At 40.7% G+C, this 21928-nt stretch carries 15 protein-coding genes; 10 read left to right on the top strand and 5 right to left on the bottom strand.

The genetic code is table 11. The features are described 5' to 3' along the window. Positions 1-63 precede the first annotated feature (63 nt). The 4 genes from HB679_RS10005 to HB679_RS09990 all read right to left on the bottom strand — a co-directional run bounded on the left by HB679_RS10005 (position 64) and on the right by HB679_RS09990 (position 7259). A complete protein-coding gene (locus HB679_RS10005; protein WP_214071822.1) occupies positions 64-756 on the bottom strand; it encodes a hypothetical protein in 693 nt (230 codons plus the stop codon). Between the two features lie 20 nt (positions 757-776). Then, complete coding sequence (locus HB679_RS10000; protein ID WP_214071821.1) at positions 777-2243, bottom strand: RagB/SusD family nutrient uptake outer membrane protein; 1467 nt, start codon at positions 2241-2243, stop codon at positions 777-779. Between the two features lie 26 nt (positions 2244-2269). After that, positions 2270-5530, bottom strand: coding sequence for a SusC/RagA family TonB-linked outer membrane protein (locus tag HB679_RS09995; RefSeq protein ID WP_214071820.1), 3261 nt, complete (start codon positions 5528-5530; stop codon positions 2270-2272). A 685-nt stretch (positions 5531-6215) separates the two neighbouring features. Further along, positions 6216-7259, bottom strand: a complete 1044-nt coding sequence (locus tag HB679_RS09990) for a LacI family DNA-binding transcriptional regulator (RefSeq protein ID WP_214071819.1) — start codon at positions 7257-7259, stop codon at positions 6216-6218. A gap of 233 nt (positions 7260-7492) precedes the next feature. Here HB679_RS09990 and HB679_RS09985 point away from each other — a divergent pair, with 233 nt between their 5' ends. Continuing rightward, on the top strand, positions 7493-8824 hold the full coding sequence (locus tag HB679_RS09985; protein ID WP_214071818.1) for an amino acid permease: 1332 nt from the start codon (positions 7493-7495) through the stop codon (positions 8822-8824). Further along, positions 8821-9990, top strand: a complete 1170-nt coding sequence (locus HB679_RS09980) for an aminotransferase class I/II-fold pyridoxal phosphate-dependent enzyme (protein WP_214071817.1) — start codon at positions 8821-8823, stop codon at positions 9988-9990. Before HB679_RS09985 ends, HB679_RS09980 begins: the two co-directional genes overlap by 4 nt. Before the next feature lie 160 nt (positions 9991-10150). On the opposite strand, the gene HB679_RS09975 is transcribed toward HB679_RS09980, so the two are convergent. Next, positions 10151-10621 carry an Lrp/AsnC family transcriptional regulator gene (locus HB679_RS09975; RefSeq protein ID WP_214071816.1) on the bottom strand — a complete coding sequence of 157 codons (471 nt, stop codon included), beginning with the start codon at positions 10619-10621 and terminating at the stop codon, positions 10151-10153. A 138-nt stretch (positions 10622-10759) separates the two neighbouring features. Here HB679_RS09975 and HB679_RS09970 point away from each other — a divergent pair, with 138 nt between their 5' ends. From HB679_RS09970 to HB679_RS09935, 8 genes are all read left to right on the top strand, one after another. After that, the gene (locus tag HB679_RS09970) at positions 10760-11647 is read left to right on the top strand and encodes a fumarylacetoacetate hydrolase family protein (RefSeq protein WP_214071815.1); all 888 of its coding nucleotides are present in this window, start codon (positions 10760-10762) and stop codon (positions 11645-11647) included. Beyond that, complete coding sequence (locus tag HB679_RS09965; RefSeq protein ID WP_214071814.1) at positions 11644-12258, top strand: flavin reductase family protein; 615 nt, start codon at positions 11644-11646, stop codon at positions 12256-12258. The genes HB679_RS09970 and HB679_RS09965 overlap by 4 nt, the downstream gene beginning before the upstream one ends. Positions 12259-12260: 2 nt before the next feature. Then, a complete protein-coding gene (locus HB679_RS09960) occupies positions 12261-13418 on the top strand; it encodes a homogentisate 1,2-dioxygenase (RefSeq protein WP_214071813.1) in 1158 nt (385 codons plus the stop codon). A gap of 5 nt (positions 13419-13423) precedes the next feature. Then, positions 13424-14548 (top strand): 4-hydroxyphenylpyruvate dioxygenase, encoded by a 1125-nt coding sequence (gene hppD, locus HB679_RS09955; RefSeq protein ID WP_214071812.1) that lies wholly within the window; start codon positions 13424-13426, stop codon positions 14546-14548. Next, entirely contained in the window at positions 14548-16239 is a 1692-nt protein-coding gene (locus HB679_RS09950; RefSeq protein WP_214071811.1) for an aromatic amino acid hydroxylase, read from the top strand. The genes hppD and HB679_RS09950 overlap by 1 nt, the downstream gene beginning before the upstream one ends. A 186-nt stretch (positions 16240-16425) precedes the next feature. Beyond that, positions 16426-17004: an RNA polymerase sigma-70 factor gene (locus tag HB679_RS09945; protein WP_214071810.1), complete on the top strand. Its 579-nt coding sequence runs from the start codon at positions 16426-16428 to the stop codon at positions 17002-17004. A 133-nt stretch (positions 17005-17137) separates the two neighbouring features. Further along, complete coding sequence (locus HB679_RS09940) at positions 17138-18307, top strand: FecR family protein (protein WP_214071809.1); 1170 nt, start codon at positions 17138-17140, stop codon at positions 18305-18307. Between the two features lie 241 nt (positions 18308-18548). After that, on the top strand, positions 18549-21926 hold the full coding sequence (locus HB679_RS09935; RefSeq protein WP_214071808.1) for a SusC/RagA family TonB-linked outer membrane protein: 3378 nt from the start codon (positions 18549-18551) through the stop codon (positions 21924-21926). The last annotated feature ends 2 nt before the right edge of the window (positions 21927-21928 follow it).

Here is a 21928-nt window from a genome sequence, read left to right as displayed (position 1 = left end):
ACATAAGGCGGCCGCTATAAAAATTTTATATTGTTTTTTCATGTTATAAGAATTAGCTTCTAATTAATTATCAACGTTATTGAAATAAGTGAAAGTGTGATCATTACTCAGCACATGTAAAACGCCCGTAGTAGTTAAAATACCCGTGGTTTGACAGACCGTACGCAAAAACTGACTAGGATCGAGCTGCTTAACTGTGTTTGTGTCCAATACCGGTGGAAGCGTAAAATACTGGTTAGCAACAAGTTTAGTCAGATTAATATATTCGGGCTCTGTCGGAAATAAAGTGCCGGTATAGGCCGTAGTTGGTATTAATTGAATTAACCTTAGTTCTCCGTCATCTGCTGTAGCAAGTGTTCCGGTAGCATTTAAATTATCTCTCGTATATTTTCCTTTGAACATATAAGCCCTTAAAGAATCTTTCAAGGTCGTGAAATTTAAAGAGTCGAAAGTAAATTTCAGGTTCTCATCATTGTTCTGTATCTGCAATTGATTTTGTTTAGCCAGTACATAATTATGGATGTCATAATTAGTAATCGCGAAAAACGTTCCGCTTGAATTTACTTCATCTTTTAAATTCATTTTATCGATCATGATAACCAGCGTATCAAAAAGATGGTTGGTTTTCAGATAGTCGTAAGTTGTCATATTTACGTGAGCATCAAATAACTTACCGCCTATAGTGTCTTCTTTTTTACAGGAATAAAACACTGTAATTGCAAGAGCAAAGAGTATAAACAATTTATATGTTTTCATATTTTTTTAGTTTTAAATGATTAAAGCTTTCCTTGCCAGTAAGGTGTTTGTGTAAGGGTAAAATCGTCTTTAAACATACCCGGATCAACCGGCCATAACCAACCACCTTTTGGCGAACCATTCAAAAATTGTGTTGTCGGGAAATTTTGGTTATAGTTAGTAAGCTGCTTTGTGCGTACCAAGTCATAATATGATTGTCCTTCGTAAAACAACTCTCGCAAGCGTTCTTCTAAAATTGCTGTACCTAGTGCTGTTCCGGTTCCTTGATATGCGGCGGTATTAGCCCGGGTGCGTATAGCGTTAAGCAGCGGTAAAGCGTCACCATCTCTGCCTAACTTGTTAAGTGCTTCTGCACGCAATAACATAATATCTGCCAGGCGGAAGATGATGATATTGTTCGATAAACGCGGATCATTTTTCGCTGATCCATCAGCATAAGTAACATTGCTGTATTTTATGGTTTGCCCGGCACCTGATGTTGGCTGATAGAAGAATTTGCGTATTCTTATGTCGTTTGTATCGACATACAACCTATTATAATAAGTTGAATTTAAAGGCCACTCCAATATGCTTTTGTTAGCCAGAAATGGGTAAGATAAAGTTGGAACATAACCACCATAGCCTGGTGTAGCTTCGTAACCTTCGCTTTGCGAATAATCTATATTGATCTCAAAAATCCCCTCCGTTGATTTTCCGATAAATATTTTAGAGTAATTGGCCGAGTCGACAAGTGAATAACCGCCCTGTGTAATAACGGCGTTAGCAGCACTATCGCAGCCGGCGTAGTCGCCCATCCAGGCTTTGATATGCGCCTGCAATGCCAATGCAGAACCCTTATTAGCACGTACCGCTGTCTGGCTTACATCCGCATAACCAAATTTTAAATCAGCTTCTGCAATGCGTAAATCTGCAAGAGATTGGGCCAGTACAGTTGCGGCAGGCGATCTGGGGATATTTTGAGCAGTGCTCAGATCCAAATCCGGAGCTAATTTTAGTGGAACGTCGCCCCATATCCTGCTCATGTAAAAGTACATGTAAGCTCTCAAAAAGTAAGCTTCGCCTATTATCTGTAATTTATCATCCTTGTTGGTAAACTTGCTGATATCAATCTGAGGTACTTTATTGATAATCAAATTTACCTGTTGCATAAATTGATAATTGGATTGCCAGTTCCAAAATCCCGAGCTAACGTTTAATCCGGTAAATTGCCCGCTAGGTATGGGCGAATAGAATGCATCTGTTATGGCAAACTCGCCGGTAGGTGCGTCACCGTAGGTAAAGTATGAATAATTATTTAACAGTGTTGACCTTAGTAAAGCATAAGCACCGGCTATTGCCGTGTTAGCATCTTCGCCATTGGTAAAGTATGCACCGGTGAAGGTTGAATCGTGAGGTTCTAAGTCTAATACTTTTTTACAAGACACCGCACCACATATCCCTGCTATTAACGAAAGACCGATTATGGATTTTTTTAAATATGTTGTCATTTCTTTAATTTTAATTAATGTGTGTTTTACAAAGACAGGTCTAAGCCAAGTGTGAATTTTTTAGGTATTGGATAACCATTACCATTATAATCTCCAAACGCATCAACAGCTTCAGCATCAGGAACACCTTTGGCCTGGAATATATGCAGGTTATCAACCATACCATAAACGCGGAGCCTTGACAAACCTATTTTATTTACCAATGCAGGTTTAAATGTATAACCTAAGGTTACCGTTTTAACCCGTAAATAATTACCGCTTTGCAGCCAGGCCGAACTAATTGCAGCATATTTATAACGTGTACCAGAAACCGAACTTAATGATGGATATTTAGCGTTATCACCTGGATTTTTCCAGTAATTAATGCCTGACAGGTCAGGAAAAGCACTATTCATTATATCATCATATACATATGAACTTCCGTCATCTTCAGGAATCAGGTGAGACAGTTTACCAACCAGATAGTCGTTGTAAATTGTTCTGTCCAGCGTGAAGGTACAGAACACGGTTAAGCTCCAATTTTTATAAGAAAAATTGTTATTGATACCGCCTACTATGCCAGGGTTAGGGTTGCCGGATGCAACGTAATCGTTGTTATCTAACACACCATCGCCATTTTGATCCTTCCATATTGGGTCGCCACCTTTAAAAGGATAACCGTAAAAGTTTAACACAGAACCTGTCACACGATTTACCGGTACGTCAGCATCTGTTTTATAAACTCCGGTTTGTTGGAACAAAAAGTATTGATTTATTGGCTGCCCTTGTCTTAAAATGTAACTTGTTGCGCCGCCATTGATTTGAACGTCACGGCCTCCGTTTGGTAATGATGTAACGATAGTTTTATTGAATGCTACGTTAAAGTCTGTCTCCCATTGGAAAGCGCGTGTAGGTTTAAAATAATGCGCAATTAAAGTCATCTCTAAACCTTTACTCTGTGTACCTATGGCATTAGTAGTAATGGTTGTATAACCTGTGGTAATTGGCACGTTAAGAGAGAAAATACCTTGTGCAGTATTTTTTACATAAGCATCGGCCACAAAGCTAAAGCGGTTATCAAACACGTTCAAGTCAAGACCAAGGTTGGTTTCTTTTGAATGCTCCCAGGTTAGATCTTTGTTACTTATACCGCCATTAAAGTTAGGAGATATTGCAGGGATGCCGTTGTAAGTGTAAGATTGATTTTGGCCGGTTGAAGGTGTATTACTGCCGGGGAAAGAACCTGCACCAACGTTATAGTTGTTAAATGCTAAATAGTTATTACCATCATCAGGCTGTCTGCCGGTAATACCAAAGCTTCCGCGTAACTTTAACATCGAAAGCCATGATTGATCTTTCAAAAATGATTCATCACTCATGATCCATCCCGCTGAAACAGATGGAAAAAACCCCGCTCTGTTGCCTGATCCAAATTTAGAAGAAGCGTCCTCATTTGCTACGGCCGACAAAAAGTACCTGCTTTTATAATCATAATTTAACCTTACAAATTCTGTTTCTATGCCGTTTTCCTGCAAGTCAGAAAAAGCCGTCGATTGGTTTTTATTAACTACGTGAACCACACTAATCTGGTCATTTGGTATACCATCCGCTTCTGCATCTGTTGCTCTGTACTGATGATACTCTATATTTTGACCCATTAATAAGTTGATATGATGATCTTTACCCAGGTTGGTATTGTACTGCAGGGTATTGCTCATCAAATAGTTATACTGATTGTCAGCAAAACTCGCAGCATATCCTACACCACTTTGTCTAAACATACCTGGTGTATAGGTATCATGGCGGCTATTGGTTGCCTCATAAGATATAACCGTATTAAATGCCCATTTTTTAGATATCTGCCAATCAATGGTTGGGCTAAATGAGATACTGTTGCTGCTATTATCATCGGTATTTATATTGGTGTTACCGTAAATAAAGTCCTGCATAGCGGGTGATAAATACAGGTTGGATGATGGCAACGGACTGGAAGCGTAATAGCCACCAGTGAATGGGCTTTGTCCGCCACTCAAATCACTAACAGACCGGGGACGATCTAACCTGTAATATCTGATCTGTGTGCTGATCTTCAAATTGTCGGCCAAATTCAACCCGATATTGGTATTGAAAGTATAGCGTTTGAGGCCAGATTTCTTTACTATACCGTCTTCATTGTAGTAATTTAACCCATAACGGTAGGTAACCTTATCGTTTCCACCACTTATCGCAAAATCATAGTTATCAATCAAGCCGGTTTGGTAAATGCCTTTTCTATAATCGTTGGCATTATTAAACGCCGGGTTCAAAGAATCGGTTAATATTTGAGGCAGATCTTGAAGGTTACTGTAATTACCATAATGTCTGATCAAATCTAACTTGGCATCTGTTTCTGCCGTACCGGTCAATACCTTGTCTAACGTGGGCTTTTCTGTTACGCCATGATAGGTTGAAAAGTTGATTTTTGTTTTGCCGGCAACGCCTTTTTTGGTTGTAATGATAATTACACCGCTCGAACCTCTTGAACCATATATAGCGGCTGCAGAGGCATCTTTTAATATAGCAATGTCTGCTATGTCACTTATAGGGATACCCGCCAAAACATCAGTGCCGGTTCCACTACCGTAACTAACTGCTGCAATATCATCAGTAGTTTGCGGCACACCGTCAATCACATACAGCGGGCCGCTAACTGCCCTGGCCAGGCTTGCTTTACCAGCAGCTGTAGTATTGTCGCTACTTATGCTACGTGCTACTGCAGTATTACCCCTTAAGGCAACAGTACTGCTCACACCCGGCTCGCCAGAAAAATTCTGAACATCTAAACCAGCAACCCGTCCTTGCAACAATGCATCAAATGTAGGCGCCGGAACATCTTCAATAACTTTAGGGTCAAGTGTGGTGATAGCAGCAGTAACAGAACGTTTGCTCACTTGCTGATAGCCGATAGTAACTTCATTAAGTACTTTATTATCATTTTTTAACACAATAACCAAACCTGTATTCGCTTTGGTTATCGGAATTATCTGCGTTACATAACCAATCATACTAAAAGTGATTGATTTACCTATAGGGGCTTTGATCGTGAATGCGCCATCAGGATTAGTTGATACACCTGCATTATCGCCTTTTATTAAAACAGATACGCCAGGCAACGGACCTTGATCATCTTTAACAGTACCTGAAATTGTTACCACATCACCTGTACCAGTGTTGCTTTGAGCATTAACCTTTCCTGTTAATATGATTAGTAGAATAGGAATAACGCTGAGGTAGAATAGACACTTTTTTTTGTAAAATTTTTTTGTCATAACTAATTGATTAGAACATTATCAGTTGAGTCGCAAGGTTGACTATAATACAACCTTACTGAGTTTGAAATTATTTGGTAATTTATTTTCCTTTTTTATCTATCCATGCAGTATATATTAGCTTATCAATAACTTAATTGATAAAACGTTTTATCAATTAAGCAACAAATATTTTTATTTTATAAATCACAAGAACAAAATATTACGAATGCTGAACTAATGTTTTTTCGGAATGTGCTTTCTTCCGTTGTAAATTATGACTGCTGCAGAGCTGCCGGTGATAAACTCATGATAAAATGCTTTATCAATTTGTCACGATCATTTATAAATCGCTCGTTTCAAAGATAGGGGTAGTAAAATGTTTTATCAAAAAAATTTCTAAAAATATTGACTTTAGCATAAATAATTACGAATATTATAATTATCAGGAACAATTAACGTCGATAAATTAAGATAATTCTACCTCAATCGTAAAAAATTGTGAAATTAAAAATGAAAAAGTCATTTTTTAATGGGCCAAATCTTTAAATCACCAAAATAACAACGTAAAAAATTGATTTTTTTTAACGAATTGAGGACTCAAGACAAAAAATTAGCTTTTTTGCTCAAAGAAAATTCCATACGTCGTTAAAATAACGACAAACGACATTGAGTTTCTTAAAAGAATGGTGTAATTATAAAAAAATCACGCGGTTATTAAGCTCTGCTTTTTTTGTGTAGTCGAACCCCGTTCAACCAGCTGTGCAGGGATACACAGCTTTATTTTGGATATATCGTACTTATCGTTCCTCATTTGAGCGAGCAAGACATCTATTGCCGATTTCGCTATTTCAAACGTGGGCTGTTTAACTGTAGTTATTCCGGGAGGATAAAGCGTAAATATTTCGTTGTCATCAAAGCTTATCATCGCTAAATCAGCAGGGATATCTATCTTAAGTTGATTGATACTTTGCAAACCGGTAATCCCAAGATAATTCGTAGAGAAGAAAATCGCGTCCATCTCCTCATTTTTTTTAATGAAGTTTTTTATCGCCTCTATCGCTTTTGTATTCTCACTATCAAATGGCGATTTGTATACGAGTTTTTTCTTTTCTTTTATATCATTAAACTTTAAGGCATCCTTATATCCCTGTAACCGATCATGCAATTGAGCCAGGTCTGAATCGGCTGTTACAAAACCAATATTCTGGTAACCTAACCCAATAAGGAAGTTAATAGCCTTATAAGTACTATTGTAATTGTCAACCAGTACATGCGGAATATCATAGCCCGGAAAATATCCATCTATTAACACAACAGGTTTGCCGTTTTCAACGAGCGATTGAATGTCCTCTTCTAAACCTTTAACAGGTGTAATTATATACCCGTCAACCAATTGCTGTTTAAGCATTTTAATAGCGTCCCGCCCCTTTTGCACGTTATTATTTGTACTGCAGTATATCACACCATAACCAGCTTTCTCGGCTACCTCTTCTATTATTTTCGCCATAGCCCCAAAAAAGGGTCCGCCAATTGTTTCCACAATTAATCCGATAACTTTTGATACACCAGTGCGCAGGCCAACAGCCATTCGATTAGGCTCATACCCCTGGCTAAGAGCTACCGCTAATATTTTCTCAGATATTTCTTTACTAATACGTCCCTTACCATTTAGCACAAAGGAAACTGTAGTAATAGAGGTATTGGTAAGTTTTGCAATATCCTTTATGGAAATTTTTCTTTTAATCATACAATTTGCCAGGGGCAATTAACAAGGATATAAGTTGGCTGAATATTGGTTTATAATCAGCTAAATATACAAAAAATACTTATTTGTGCATTTACTGTTTTTAAATTGAAATGGGGTTATTTCCTTTAATAACATGATAAATCATTTTACTAGTTAAATTAAAATATTTATAATGCATAACCTATATTGCATTAATAAATTTAATTGTTTCTCCTATGAGTTATTAGCATTATATGACGATTATACCCAAACTTACTCGTTTTGATTTATCGATGATCGTTGTCAGCCTGGTTATAGGCATGGGTATATTTGAAACACCTACACAAGTAGCGCTTAACGTTAATAACCCGTATTTATATTTTGGCGCCTGGATTTTTGGCGGAGCAATCAGTCTGTGTGGCGCACTAACCTTTGCCGAGATTGGTGCACGTTATCCAACTACCGGCGGTTTTTATAAAGTGCTTTCTTATTGCTTTCACCCGGCATTCGCCTTTATGATTAATTGGATAGTTGTTATCGGCAACGCTGCATCAGTAGCTGCCGTAGCACTTATTGGTGCAGAATATCTTAACCCTTTGTTACTTCCGGTTAATTTGCAGCAATCCATCGGTATTAAACTAATATCTATAAGTTCAGTACTAATATTATTTGGCAACAATTTATTTGGCATAAAAATGAGTTCACGAACACAAAATGTGTTTACCGTTTTTAAAATTGCATTAATTACGGTTTTATGTTGCAGCATATTCAGTCCCCATGCCTCATTGCCAAAAACATTAATTACCACACCATTATTAAAAAACAATTTAAAGGCATTTGGAATGAGCCTGATAGCGGTGTTTTTCACTTATGGCGGCTACCAGCAAACCATCAATTTTGGGGGTGATAGTATTAACGCAAACAGAAATATACCCAAGGCCATTTTTACCGGTATGGGCATTGTAATATCGCTTTACCTGCTGATTAATTTTGCCTATTTCAGGGCGTGGGGAATTGAGGGAATGCGATCTGTATCTACCCCGGCTGCAACACTGGCAAGTTCAATTTTTGGCGAGGTAGGTTATAAGATTATTTCATGGTTAATGTTTGTATCGGTGATAGCATTTATCAACGTAAATATCATGTCTAATCCGCGGGTGTATTACGCAATGGCTGAGGACGGGATATTGCCACAAAAGTTTAAGTCTGTTAATGAAAAAACCCAGGTGCCGATATTTGGGTTGAGCTTTTTTGTTTTAACGGTAATATTTATATTATTGTTTGTCAATTCGTTTCAAAAAATTTTAAATTACGTAATGTTTTTTGACACGATCGGTTTGTCAACAGCAGCCGCATCTATTTTTATTTTGCGTAAAAAAACCAAACACCTTAATAACACCGGGATATACACCATTAAGTGGTACCCGGCAATACCAATTTTATTTATTGTTGCTTACTGGTTTGTTACCCTTACTATTTTTATTGAAAAGCCAATGGCCGCACTTGTTTGCCTTTGTGCATTTATTATAGGCCTTATTATATTTTTCGCAACAAAAAAAACCAAAAAACCAATTATCCCATTATGACAGACCTAGACCTTTCATATATACTTAATGAGCTTGGCGAAGACAGAGATCATTATTTTAACGCGGTCTCCCCGCCTATAATACAATCGAGTAATTTTTCATTTAAAACCACAGCCGATCTTCGGTCTGCGCTAACGGACGAGTTTGAAAACAATGTTTATTCAAGAGGGCAAAACCCGACAATAAATATATTGAGGAAAAAATTGGCCGCTTTGGATGGAGCAGAAAATGCGTTGGTATTTAGCAGCGGTGTTGCTGCCATCACCATCCCTATGTTATCATTACTTAAATCAGGCGATCATGTTGTAGCGATTGAAAACGCATATAACTGGACAGATAATTTTTTGAAGAAATTTCTACCAAAATTTGGCGTCACTACAACATTTGTTGCTGGCAATGATCTATCAAATTTCGAAAACGCAATAAGAAAGGAAACCAGGCTAATTTTATTGGAGAGCCCAACCAGCTTTGTATATGAATTGCAAAATATAGAAGCTATTGCTACGTTAGCCAAAAAACATAACATTATTACCTTAATAGATAATAGTTACTGCAGCCCAATATATCAGCAGCCTGTTAAACTAGGGATTGATCTGGTAGCGCAGTCGGCCACCAAATATATTGGCGGCCATTCAGATGTGATTGCCGGCGTATTAACAGGAAGCGATGTATTGATAAAACAAATTTTTGAAAATGAATTTATGAATTTTGGGCCTTCTCTTTCCCCCCAGTCCGCCTGGTTGCTTATAAGAGGATTACGAACGCTTCCCTTAAGATTGCAACGTAGCTTCGAGAGCACCAAAATTATTACGCAATGGCTAATCGAACATCGTGCAATAGAAAAGGTAATTTGGCCGTTTTCTAAAAATTTCAATCAAAGCGATTTGGCTCATAAGCAAATGAAAGGCTGCGGTGGGCTTTTTAGCTTTTCATTGAAAGACAGTTCTGTAGAAAAAATTGAAAAATTTTGTGATCAGCTTAAACATATCCTTTTGGCTGTTTCCTGGGGAGGGCATGAGAGCTTGATCCTTCCATCTATAGCCTCGCTTTCGAAGCTAAATTATTCCAAATCCATAAAAAACGCTCAGTTAATTAGAATGTATGTTGGTTTGGAAGATCCTCAATATTTAATCGATGACTTGAAACAATCGTTAAATAATATGTAATTATATAGGCAAGTATTCCGAAAATCATTATTTGCCTATTGATGAACAGCTTAAATAACCATCTATAAACAACGAACCGGCACACCAGATAGCAAAACCATAATTGAACGAAGACTACTGAATCCATTTATTGCCATGAAAAACATACGAACCAAACGTATCAAGACGGCATGGGCGCAGGCATTTCAGCTTTGGCTTCGCGCATAACAAAGGTACTTTCGATAGAGCCGATGGCAAATTTTTCAAAAAGGTTATTCATCAGGAAACGATGATACGCATCAAGATCGGCCACAGCTACCTTTAAAATAAAATCGTACTGGCCAGACATGTGGTAGCACTCCAGTACTTCAGGAAGTTTAATAATTTCTTCTTCAAAATGATTAATAATTTCTTTGCTATGATCTTTCAGGTGCACGTGCGTGAAAGCCGTAAATCCGCGCCCAATCATCTTAGGCTCTAATACCGCTACGTATTTTTTTATATAACCTTTGTCTTGCATCCGGCGGATACGGTCATTGATAGTGCTGGCACTTTTAAATAGCCTTTCGCCAATTTCTTTATTGGTTAGGCGGGCGTTATCCTGCAAAATTTGCAGAATGCGGATATCGGTCTGATCTAGTTTGTCAAGCATGTCGTTGTTTATTCGGTAAAAGCAAAAATAAGGTTAATATTTCGGATAAAAATCGACATTTATTGATAAACATCGGACATATAACGTATTATTTACCATCCTGATGGTTTCCGTCCTGCAAAGCCTGAACTTTAGGATATGAAATTGGTTACCTATCAACATAATGGTCAGGCTCATGAAGGGCAGCTTTTGGACGGTTTGCTTTATGACCTGACGACAGGGGCGCCTGTCAGCGACTACACTCTGCTGGCACCTGTACCTAAACCGGCATCGTGTCGCGATGCTTACGCCTTCCGTCAGCACGTGGCAGCTGCGCGTAGAAATCGCGGCCTTGATATGATTGCCGAATTTGATCAATACCCAATATTTTATTTCACCAATCATCAGGCTATCTATGGCCCCGGGCCAATTTATTGCATGCCGGATCATTTTGAAAAGCTTGACTTTGAGCTGGAGGTTGCTGTTGTTATAGGTAAAGAAGGCCGTAATATCAAAGCCGCTGAAGCGGATAGCTATATCAAAGGTTACACGATCATGAACGATCTGAGTGCCCGTACGCTGCAAATGGAAGAAATGCTGCTAAACCTTGGCCCGGCAAAGGGTAAAGACTTTGCCACCGCAATTGGTCCCTGGCTGGTAACGCCGGATGAGCTGGAACCTTACAAGGTTTCGCCCAAGGCAGGGCATGTAGGTAACAGCTATGATTTGACGATGACTTGCAAGGTTAATGATATCAATGTATCTCGGGGCACTATGGCTGATATGGATTGGACCTTCGCAGAAATTATTGAACGCGCGTCCTATGGCGTTGATCTTTATCAGGGCGATGTAATCGGCTCAGGCACTGTCGGTACCGGTTGTTTCCTGGAGCTAAACGGCACTGGTTTATTGCATGATCCTAAATACCCTGTTCAGTGGTTGCAACCGGGTGATGTTGTAGAAATGGAAGTGACAGGTTTAGGGGTATTGACAAATACAATAGTGGCAGAAAAATCGGACTGGTCAATTTTAAAACTTAAGAAATGAAAAGCTTTGACATTAGCGATCTAAATACTGTGCAGGTACATAATTATTTGCAGCATGCCATTGCGCCCCGGCCAATCGCGCTGGTCTCGACGATAGACCGTGCGGGCAAGGTTAATTTGAGCCCGTTCAGCTTTTTTAATTTATTTAGTGCTAACCCACCGGTGGTTGTTTTTTCGCCTTCGCGGCGTGTCAGGGATAATACCACCAAGCACACATTGGACAATCTCTATGAAATCCGCGAATGCGTAGTCAATATTGTAGATTATAGTATAGTATTAAAAGTAAACCAGGCCAGCGCGGAATATCCAAAAGGTGTGAATGAATTCCACGAAGCGGGCTTAACAGAACTCTTATCAGTAATAGTTAAACCGCCGCGTGTGGCCGAATCGCCCGTGCAGTTAGAGTGTAAAGTTAATCAATTGATGCCGTTAGGTAAAGGCCCCGGAGCAGGCAACCTGGTGATTGCCGAGGTGCAACTAATGCATTTCCGTGATGACCTGTTAGATGATACCGGTAAACCTATCCAGCAAAACTTTGACCTGGTTGCCCGGTTAGGCGGCGATTGGTATTGCCGCACAACAGATTTGTTTGAATTATCAAAACCCATATAATTATGCCAAGCTATCATACTTTAGGGAGCATCCCGCACAAAAGGCATACGCAGTTCCGTAAGCCTGATGGTTCATTATATGCCGAAGAATTAGTTTCTACCGAAGGTTTTTCCAGCGTATATTCATTGGTTTACCATGCCTACCCGCCAACTATGGTAAAGGCGCTGGGCGAATCCTATTCTGTTGAGCCAAAGATTGCCCGCGAAAAGCATTTGAAACATACCAGTTTGATTGGCTTTAATATCGCCCCGGAAGACGATTATCTAAAAAGCCGCAAACCTGTGTTGGTTAACAGTGATCTGCATATCTCGCTAGCCGCGCCGCGCAGATCAATGACCGATTATTTTTACAAGAACAGCCAGGCAGACGAAGTGATTTTCGTGCATGAAGGCTCAGGCACTTTGCATACCGGCTACGGACAACTCAAATTTAGCTATGGCGATTACCTGGTGATACCGCGTGGTACCATTTATCAGATGGAATTTAATGATGAGAGCAATCGCTTGTTTATTATCGAAAGTTTCAGTCCTATCAGGCCGCCTAAGCGCTATTTAAATAGTTCAGGGCAGTTAATGGAACACGCGCCTTATTGTGAGCGTGATATCCGCCGGCCGGAGAATCTGGAGACGCACGATGAAAAAGGCGACTTTCAAATCCTCATTAAAAAGCAGGGTTTAATCTACCCCTACGTTTATGGCACCCACCCATTTGACTTTGTGGGTTGGGATGGTTTTCATTATCCCTGGGCATTTTCCATCCATGATTTCGAGCCAATAACCGGTCGCTTGCATCAACCGCCACCGGTTCACCAAACTTTCGAAGGACACAACTTTGTGATTTGCTCTTTTGTGCCGCGTAAGTTCGACTACCATCCACTATCTATTCCGGCTCCTTATAATCACAGCAATGTAGATAGCGACGAGGTATTATATTATGTCGATGGCGATTTTATGAGCCGTAAAAGTGTCGTGAAGGGCCAGATCACTTTACATCCCGGCGGTATCCCACATGGGCCGGCACCGGGTTCGGTAGAAAAATCCATCGGTAAAGAATCGACGGATGAACTGGCGGTAATGATAGATCCTTTCCGCCCGCTGATGCTGACCGAAGATGCATTAAAAATTGAAGATGAAAACTATTATAAAAGCTGGATAGCCTAAATACCATGGAAACACAAACAATAGAAAAACAAAATATAAGTGCCGATTTTTTACCATTAAACGGCACGGACTATGTCGAATTTTACGTGGGTAATGCCAAGCAGGCGGCTCATTATTATAAAACCGCTTTCGGTTTTCAGGACCTGGGGTATGCGGGACCAGAAACCGGAATACGTGATCGCGCCTCGTACGTATTGCAGCAGGGCAAGATCAGGCTGGTTTTAACCACGCCACTGCACTCTGACCATCCAATTGCCGAACATATCAAAAAACATGGCGATGGCGTTAAAATATTGGCGCTATGGGTTGATGATGCTTTTGATGCTTTTGAACAAACCACCAGCCGTGGCGCAGAAGCCTACCAGCAACCACAGGTTATTACAGATGAGTTTGGCGAAGTACGCACCAGCGGAATTAAACTTTATGGCGAAACCGTGCACCTTTTTATCGAAAGGAAAAATTATAAAGGTTTGTTCTTGCCGGGCTACCGTGCGCATCAAACCACATACCAACCTACTGACACAGGCTTGCTTTATATTGACCATTGCGTAGGCAACGTGGGCTGGCATAAAATGAATGAATGGGTGAGCTTTTATGAGGATATCATGGGCTTTAAAAATATTCTGACGTTCGATGATAAAATGATTTCGACCGAATATTCGGCGCTGATGAGTAAGGTGATGAGCAATGGAAACGGCTATGTGAAATTCCCGATCAATGAACCTGCCGAAGGCAAAAAGAAAAGCCAGATTGAGGAGTACCTTGAGTTTTATGAAGGTGAAGGTGTGCAGCATCTCGCGTTAGCAACTCATGATATTGTAAAAACCGTTACCGATCTGCAAAGCCGTGGGGTTGAATTTTTAAGTGTACCTACCTCCTATTATCAGGAATTAACCGCACGCGTTGGGCATATAGACGAAGATCTGGGTCCGCTGGAAAAACTGGGTATCCTGGTTGACCGCGATGACGAGGGTTATTTATTACAGATCTTCACTAAACCTGTCGAGGACCGGCCTACGCTGTTTTTTGAGATCATTCAGCGAAAAGGGGCGAAATCATTTGGCGCGGGTAATTTTAAGGCTTTGTTTGAAGCAATAGAACGTGAGCAGGAACTACGTGGTAATTTATAATGAACGATTTTGGTAACAAACAAGTAGCGGCCCTGCCGCCACATTTGCGGCAATATATTGTTGAACAACATTATGACCGCTATACTCCTGTTGACCAGGCAGTATGGCGATATGTAATGCGGCAAAACTATGCCCATTTGAAAGACGTGGCCTACTACCCTTATATTCCAGGTTTGAAGGCCGCTGGCTTAACCATAGAACGTATTCCGCGTTTACAGGAAATGAATGATGCGCTCGGAAAAATTGGCTGGGGCGCGGTTACGGTGGATGGCTTTATCCCCCCGGCAGCCTTTATGGAATACCAGGCTTACCGGGTATTAGTTATTGCGGCCGATATTCGCCAATTAAAACATATAGAATATACCCCTGCGCCTGATATTATCCATGAATCAGCCGGGCATGCACCTATCATTGCCGATCCTGATTATCATCAGTACTTAAGCTATTTTGGTTCGATAGGCGCTAAAGCCATGTACTCGGCGCAGGATTATGAATTGTATGAGGCCATACGAGCGTTATCCATTTTAAAAGAAATGCCCGATGTGAACCCAACCGAACTAACGGCTGCCGAGGAACAAGTAGCTTTCTGCCAGCAAAACATGGGCGAACCCTCTGAAATGGCCCTACTGAGCCGGTTGCATTGGTGGACGGTGGAATATGGTCTGATTGGCACGCTGGAAGATCCGAAGATTTACGGCGCAGGTTTGTTATCATCCATTGGCGAGAGTGCCAGCTGCATGCAGCCCACAGTAAAAAAACTTTGGTACAACCAATACGCGGTAAATTATTCTTATGATATTACTCAGCCACAGCAGCAATTATTTGTTACGGCGACCTTTCAAAACTTAATTGAGGTATTGGACGCTTTTGCCGACAAAATGGCTTTTAGGGTTGGCGGAGGCTACGGCTTGCAAAAAGCTTTAGAAAGCGGAAACACATGTACGGTAGTTTATGATTCTGGCTTAGAAGTTAGCGGCACCTTAACTTCATTTAATGATGGCTTTCTAAAAATGAGCGGTCCTGTTGCTTTGGCTTTTAACGGGCGGCAGTTGGAAGGTCAAGGTAAAGAACATCACGCCGAAGGATACAGCTCACCTTTTGGCAAACTCATCAACGAGAAGGTCTCTTTGGCTTATCGTTCTATTCCTGTAGGGAAATTATTGGTATTACATTTCGAAAGCGGCATATTGTTAACAGGCTGGGTTACCTGTGTATTACAGCGAGATCAAAAAAATATATTAATCTCTTTTAAAGATTGTACCGTGATTGCCGATAACGGCGATTATTTATTCGAACCATCATGGGGTGTTTATGACATGGCGGTTGGCGAACGCATTGTGTCGGTTTATAGTGGCGCTGCGGATAAAAGCGCCTTCGAAGAATTGGCTTATCAACCCAAAACCACAACCTATCACCCCACCTATTCAGACCGTGCTCTGGAATTACAAAGCCTATATCAGCAGGTTAGAAATTATCGAAATAAAAAAGATATAAAAGACGAACTAAATTTGGTTTGGGAACAATTACAAAGCCGACATCCCCAGGACTGGCTTTGTGCATTGGAGATTCTGGAAATGGCCAACCCGGCATTGGTCAACATCATTACCAGATACCTGCAGGATAAAGCCACCGCAAACCCGGAATTAAGAAAATTGATATACGACGGACTCGCACTTACTCCTAATACGTAATACCGTGTTAAAGTGTCGTCAGAATCAAAGTATACATTCATTGAACGCTGGCTTTACCGAATTTAGTTTTTCAGAATTTTATTACTAATTTAGTCAGTTACCAAACCTGGTTATAAGAGAAGAGAAAAGTATTTGAAGAGATCTGAATATTGAACGAGAGCGCCCCCGAGCGATGGTATACGATTGATGTCTAAAGAAAATATAACTGGTTTGGAAGATAAAGTGCTGCTGGCACAGCTGGCCGAGGGCAGCCGCCAGGCTTTCGACGTGCTTTATAACCGTTATTGGCGGCAGGTGGTTAATCAGGCATATAAACGCATGGCCAGTGTAGATGCCGCACAGGATATAGCGCAGGAGGTTTTTTTACAGCTTTGGAAAAAAGGCTCACAATCGGCAATTGAAAACCTGCCGGCTTATCTGTTTGTGGCTGTGCGCAACGGCGTTTTCAAGCACTTTGAGAAGGAAAACAAATATGAATCGCTTTCAGATGTAGTGTACGAACTGGAGACACTCCATGAGCGTGCAGACAGCAATATACTTTACCACGAGTTTCTTTTATCTTTTTCAAAACTGGTAGATACACTGCCGGCACAACAAAGAACCATCTTCCGTCTGCGTTATGACGAAGGCCTGAGTACCCAGGAGATTGCTGATCAGCTTGAACTTTCCGTCAAAACCGTAAGAAATCATCTGGGCCGCGCGCTGGCCACCTTTCGTGAGTCTATATTACTTGCCAATTTGCTTTTCTTGCTGCTTCGACGCTAATTAATTCCATTTTTTTACCTTTCTGCTCCTTACACCCGTGTATTTTATAATTATTTAACATTTTTCTTAAAAAAATTTAAATCAGACTGGGCTTTTTTCGTTTTTTCGGATCATTCCTTTATAAAAGCTTAACATGAAGGAAATAGACAAGCCTTATTTCGCCAAATTATTAAAGCGTTACCGTAAAGGAATAGCGACAGCTGAAGAGATGCAGGTATTGGAGTCGTTTTATAAATTATTTGAGGTTCAGGAAGAGCTGATCAGCGATCAGAACGAAACAGAATTTCGCGAATTACAGGCCGGGCTAAAGCGTCGCATTGATGCAAAGATTGATGAAAGCCATGCTATACCACATATTTTCAGTTACCGCAAGTTGGCAGTTCGCCTTTCGGCGGCGGCGATATTATTACTTATTGGCGGCGGTGTTTTCTTTTGGACACGGCACGCAAATCAACAACAAACTCAGCTACAAGCTAAAAACACCATTCAACCGGGCGGTAACCGGGCTACCCTGTTATTAGCCAACGGTACCCGCATTGATTTAACCACGGCGAGTAAAGGCGTAATTGCAACACAAGCCAATATCGCCATTCATAAAAATGCACAAGGGTTATTAGTTTATACTGTTAACCCTACAACTACAGTGTCCGGATCAATAGGTAGTAATACTATATCGACACCTAGAGGCGGGCAGTACGAAATTGTGTTGCCGGATGAGACGCATGTAACCCTTAATGCAGCTTCTTCGCTTTCTTACCCGGTAGTTTTCGCGGGCAATGAGCGCGTAGTTGAGCTAACCGGCGAAGCATATTTTGAAGTATCAAAAGACAAAACACGGCCATTTAAAGTTAAATCTAACTCGCAAACTGTAACTGTTTTGGGCACCCACTTTAACATCAACGCTTATGCCGACGAGGCCGCGGTAAAAACAACTTTGCTTGAAGGCTCAGTTGAAGTATCAGCAGGCAATGCAGCCGAAAGAATTATTCCGGGCCAACAGGCTGTTTTGGGGCAAAACGGGCAAATCATCAAAAAAACAGTTGATCTGGATAAAGAAATAGCCTGGAAAAATGGTTTGTTTGCTTTTGATGGCGATGATTTAAAAACCATTATGCGACAAATATCGCGCTGGTACAATGTTGACATTGATTACGCCGGCAGTTTCCCGGAAGAACGTTTTTACGGGGAAATTGCCCGCTCTAGTAAACTTACAGACGTACTCCGCATCATGGAGATAAACCATGCTCATTTTGAAATTGAAGGACGACGTTTAACCGTCTCTTACGCACCGCCTACTAACTAAAAATTAACATAAGCTATTCACTGATTAAACCCAAGAGCATATGAAAAAGATATACTAATCTCTCTTCTCAAAAACAAAGCCGGCGGCATTAGCGTGCCACCGGCAGTAAAAAGGTTAGCAGTAGAGCGTTCACAGCGTGCTGCTTTTTAGTCACCTAATTCTGTTCAAAAATATGAAATTAAATTTTCTTTGCACCCCTATGCAATTTATTGGGGTAGCAAAGCGCAAATTCTTTGTAGTTATGAAGTTGACTACCATTTTGTTATTGATAGGAGCTTTGAATATCTCCGCCGCAACTTTTGCGCAAACCGTAACAATATCCCGGCACCAGGCCACACTTGAAAACTTGTTTAAAGAGATCAAAAAACAAACAGGCTATACTTTCTTTTATACCGAAAAAATTAATGTAAAGCAGGTTAAAGATGTTGACATTAAAAATGCACCACTGGCAGATGCTGTACGTACATGTTTACAAAACCTTGATCTTGATTTTACTATTGTAGACAAAACCATAGTTATTAGCCCCGCAAAAAGCAAAACTGTGGTAGCACCTATAATAATATCTCCCGTCAAGGTCCCAATCATCGCCGAGGGCAGAGTTATAGACAGTGCAACTCGTGAGCCATTGATAGGTGTAAATATTGGTGTTAAAAACAAACCTATCCACGTGCAAACCAATGCTAACGGCGAGTTTAAGGTTGGTGTTGAACAAGGCGATGTTTTGACATTTAGCTATGTTGGTTATAACTTCAAGGAAGTTACAGTTGTAGACGGCAAACCTATCGAAGTACCGCTATCTGCCAAAAACAACCACATAAATGATGTTGTTGTCACCGGTTACCAGGTAATCAAAAAAGATAATTATACAGGCTCGGCCATTACCATTAAAGGCGAAGACCTGCGACGGGTTAATCCTCAAAGCTTAATTGCCAGTATCGCTACTTTTGATCCATCTTTCCGTATTGCTGATAACAATTTATTGGGATCTGACCCAAACTCTTTACCAAAAGTTACTGTACGTGGCTCGACAACCCTACCGTCGGTAAATAATAGTAATAACAGCACATTTATCGATCGTAACAGTCTTTCGAGCACTTATAATCTGCCGGTATTTATATTGGATGGATTTGAAGTTTCCTTAGAAAAAGTGGTCGATTTGGACATGAACCGAATCTCCTCAGTGAATATCCTGAAAGATGCTGCGGCCACCGCAGTATACGGTTCTAAGGCTGCCAATGGTGTAATAGTAATTACCACCAAGGCACCGTTACCGGGCAAACTACAGCTAACTTACAATTACGAGCTAAAAGTTCAGGCGCCTGACCTAACAGGTTACCATGTTCTCAACGCTTCTGATAAGTTGAGATATGAACAGCTGGCCGGACTATACAGTGCCGTTAACAGCACCGCAGAAACACAAGATCAATTAGATCAGGAATACTACAGCAAATTGCGTAACGTAGTGAGCGGGGTTAATAGTTATTGGCTATCTCAACCGCTGCAAAACGCTTATGGCATGAAGCATTCTTTATATGCAGAAGGTGGCGATTCTACTTTTCGTTATGGTATTGATTTGCGCTATGAAACAGCTCCCGGCGTAATGAAAGGCTCGGGCCGCGACCGCTACACCGGTGGCATGAGTTTTTTTTACAACCCGACTAAAAGTTTGCTCATCAAAAACGAGGTAACGATAAGCCAGATCAAGGCAACCAATTCAGAATATGGCGATTTTTCTACTTATGTAGCCATGAATCCTTATTATCCTATAAGAGATGCTAACGGAAATTATTTAAGAGAAATTGCTAACTGGCGGGTAGATACGCACCAAAGCGGCCCAAATCAGATTCAAAATGAGCCTGTTTATAACCCACTGTTTGAATCGACGCTGGGTAGCTTCGATCGGTCATCTTACCTGGAATTTCAGGACGATTTAATGGCCGACTGGAAGCTTTTACCCGGGCTTCGTTTGATCGGACTTTTCAGCATCATTGATACAAAGAATACAGCCGACAAATTCATTTCGCCATTGAGCAACACTTTTTATTATGGCCCAACCAGCGATATTCAAAATCGCGGCAGCTATGATTATACTAATGACAACGTACTTACACTTAATGGAAACCTTAAACTGGCCTACAATAAGCAAATAGGCGATCATTCCATCAACGCAGTTTTAAGCTCGCAGGTTTACACTTCTAACGAGGATTATAAGTATTTCCAGGCTCGTGGGTTTTCTAATGATCACTTTACCAACATAGGCTTTGCCCGTACTTATACACCGGATTCTTCGCCTTCAGGTAATGTCGCCACTACCCGTACTTTATCAGATTTTTTTAGTGCAAACTACGCGTATAAAAACAAATACCTGTTTGATGCTACATTGAGCGCCAATGGTTCTTCTTCATTTGGTGCTAATCAACGTATCGCTCCGTTTTGGGCAACTGGTATAGGCTGGAATGCACACTACGAAAGCTTCATTAAAAATTCAATGCCGGAGTTGTCTCGGTTAAAATTAACGTTTACCACTGGCCAAACAGGTTCGGTTAACTTTCCTCCGTCATTAGCTAATACCACTTATAGCTATCAGTCTTCTAACTGGTATTCAACCGGTGTTGGTGCTACTGTTGACGCATATGGCAACGAGGATTTAAAATGGCAAAAAACAACCAACTACGATTTTTCGATGGAGCTGGGCTTCCTGAAAGACCGTATCGTTATCAATCCGCATTATTATTACAAACTCACTAAGGGCTTAGTAAACAACATCAACATTGCGCCATCAACCGGTTTTACAACTTATGATGCCAACCTGGGCGACATGAGCAACAAAGGATATGAGCTCTATTTAACCATTAACGCCTATCAAACCAAAGATGTTAATATCAACATTATAGGCAACCTGGCGCATAATAAAAACACCATCGTTAGGATCTCTAACTCGCTAAAGGCCTACAATGATGCTGTTAATGCTTATCAGTCTAATACGGCTAATAACGCGCAGGGAGTTCCTTTACTGCATTACCAGGAAGGGCAGTCGCTATACACCATATGGGGCGTCAAATCATTAGGTATCGATCCGGAAAACGGTAAGGAATTACTGGTTAAACGCGACGGAACGCTGACTTACGACTGGAATGCTGCTGACGAACAGCCTATAGGCGATATGGAGCCTAAAGCTGAAGGCTTTATAGGAAGTAATATTACTTACAAGCAGTTTTTAGTAAGCTTCCAGTTTCATTATAAATTCGGTGGACAGGCCTTTAATCAGACCTTAATAGATCGCGTTGAAAATGCCGACCCAAGGTTTAACGTAGACAGCCGGGCTTTGACTGAACGCTGGCAAAAACCAGGCGACCAGGCGTTGTTTAAGAACGTGGCAGATTTAGGCACTTCCTATGCTACATCGCGTTTTGTACAGAAAGAAAATACGCTCGATCTGCCATCAGTTACACTTTCTTACGATGTTAAAAAGTCATTTGCCAAAAAAATCGGCATGCAAATGTTGCGCGCCACACTTACGGTAAATGATGCCTTTTATACATCAACCATACAGCAAGAGCGCGGTATTGATTACCCGTATGCCCGCAGTTTAACTTGTTCGTTACAGGCTACTTTTTAAAT

It is taken from the genome of Mucilaginibacter sp. dw_454, assembly GCF_018449775.1.
Lineage (GTDB): Bacteria > Bacteroidota > Bacteroidia > Sphingobacteriales > Sphingobacteriaceae > Mucilaginibacter.
This window is presented reverse-complemented; position numbering and strand designations above follow the sequence as displayed.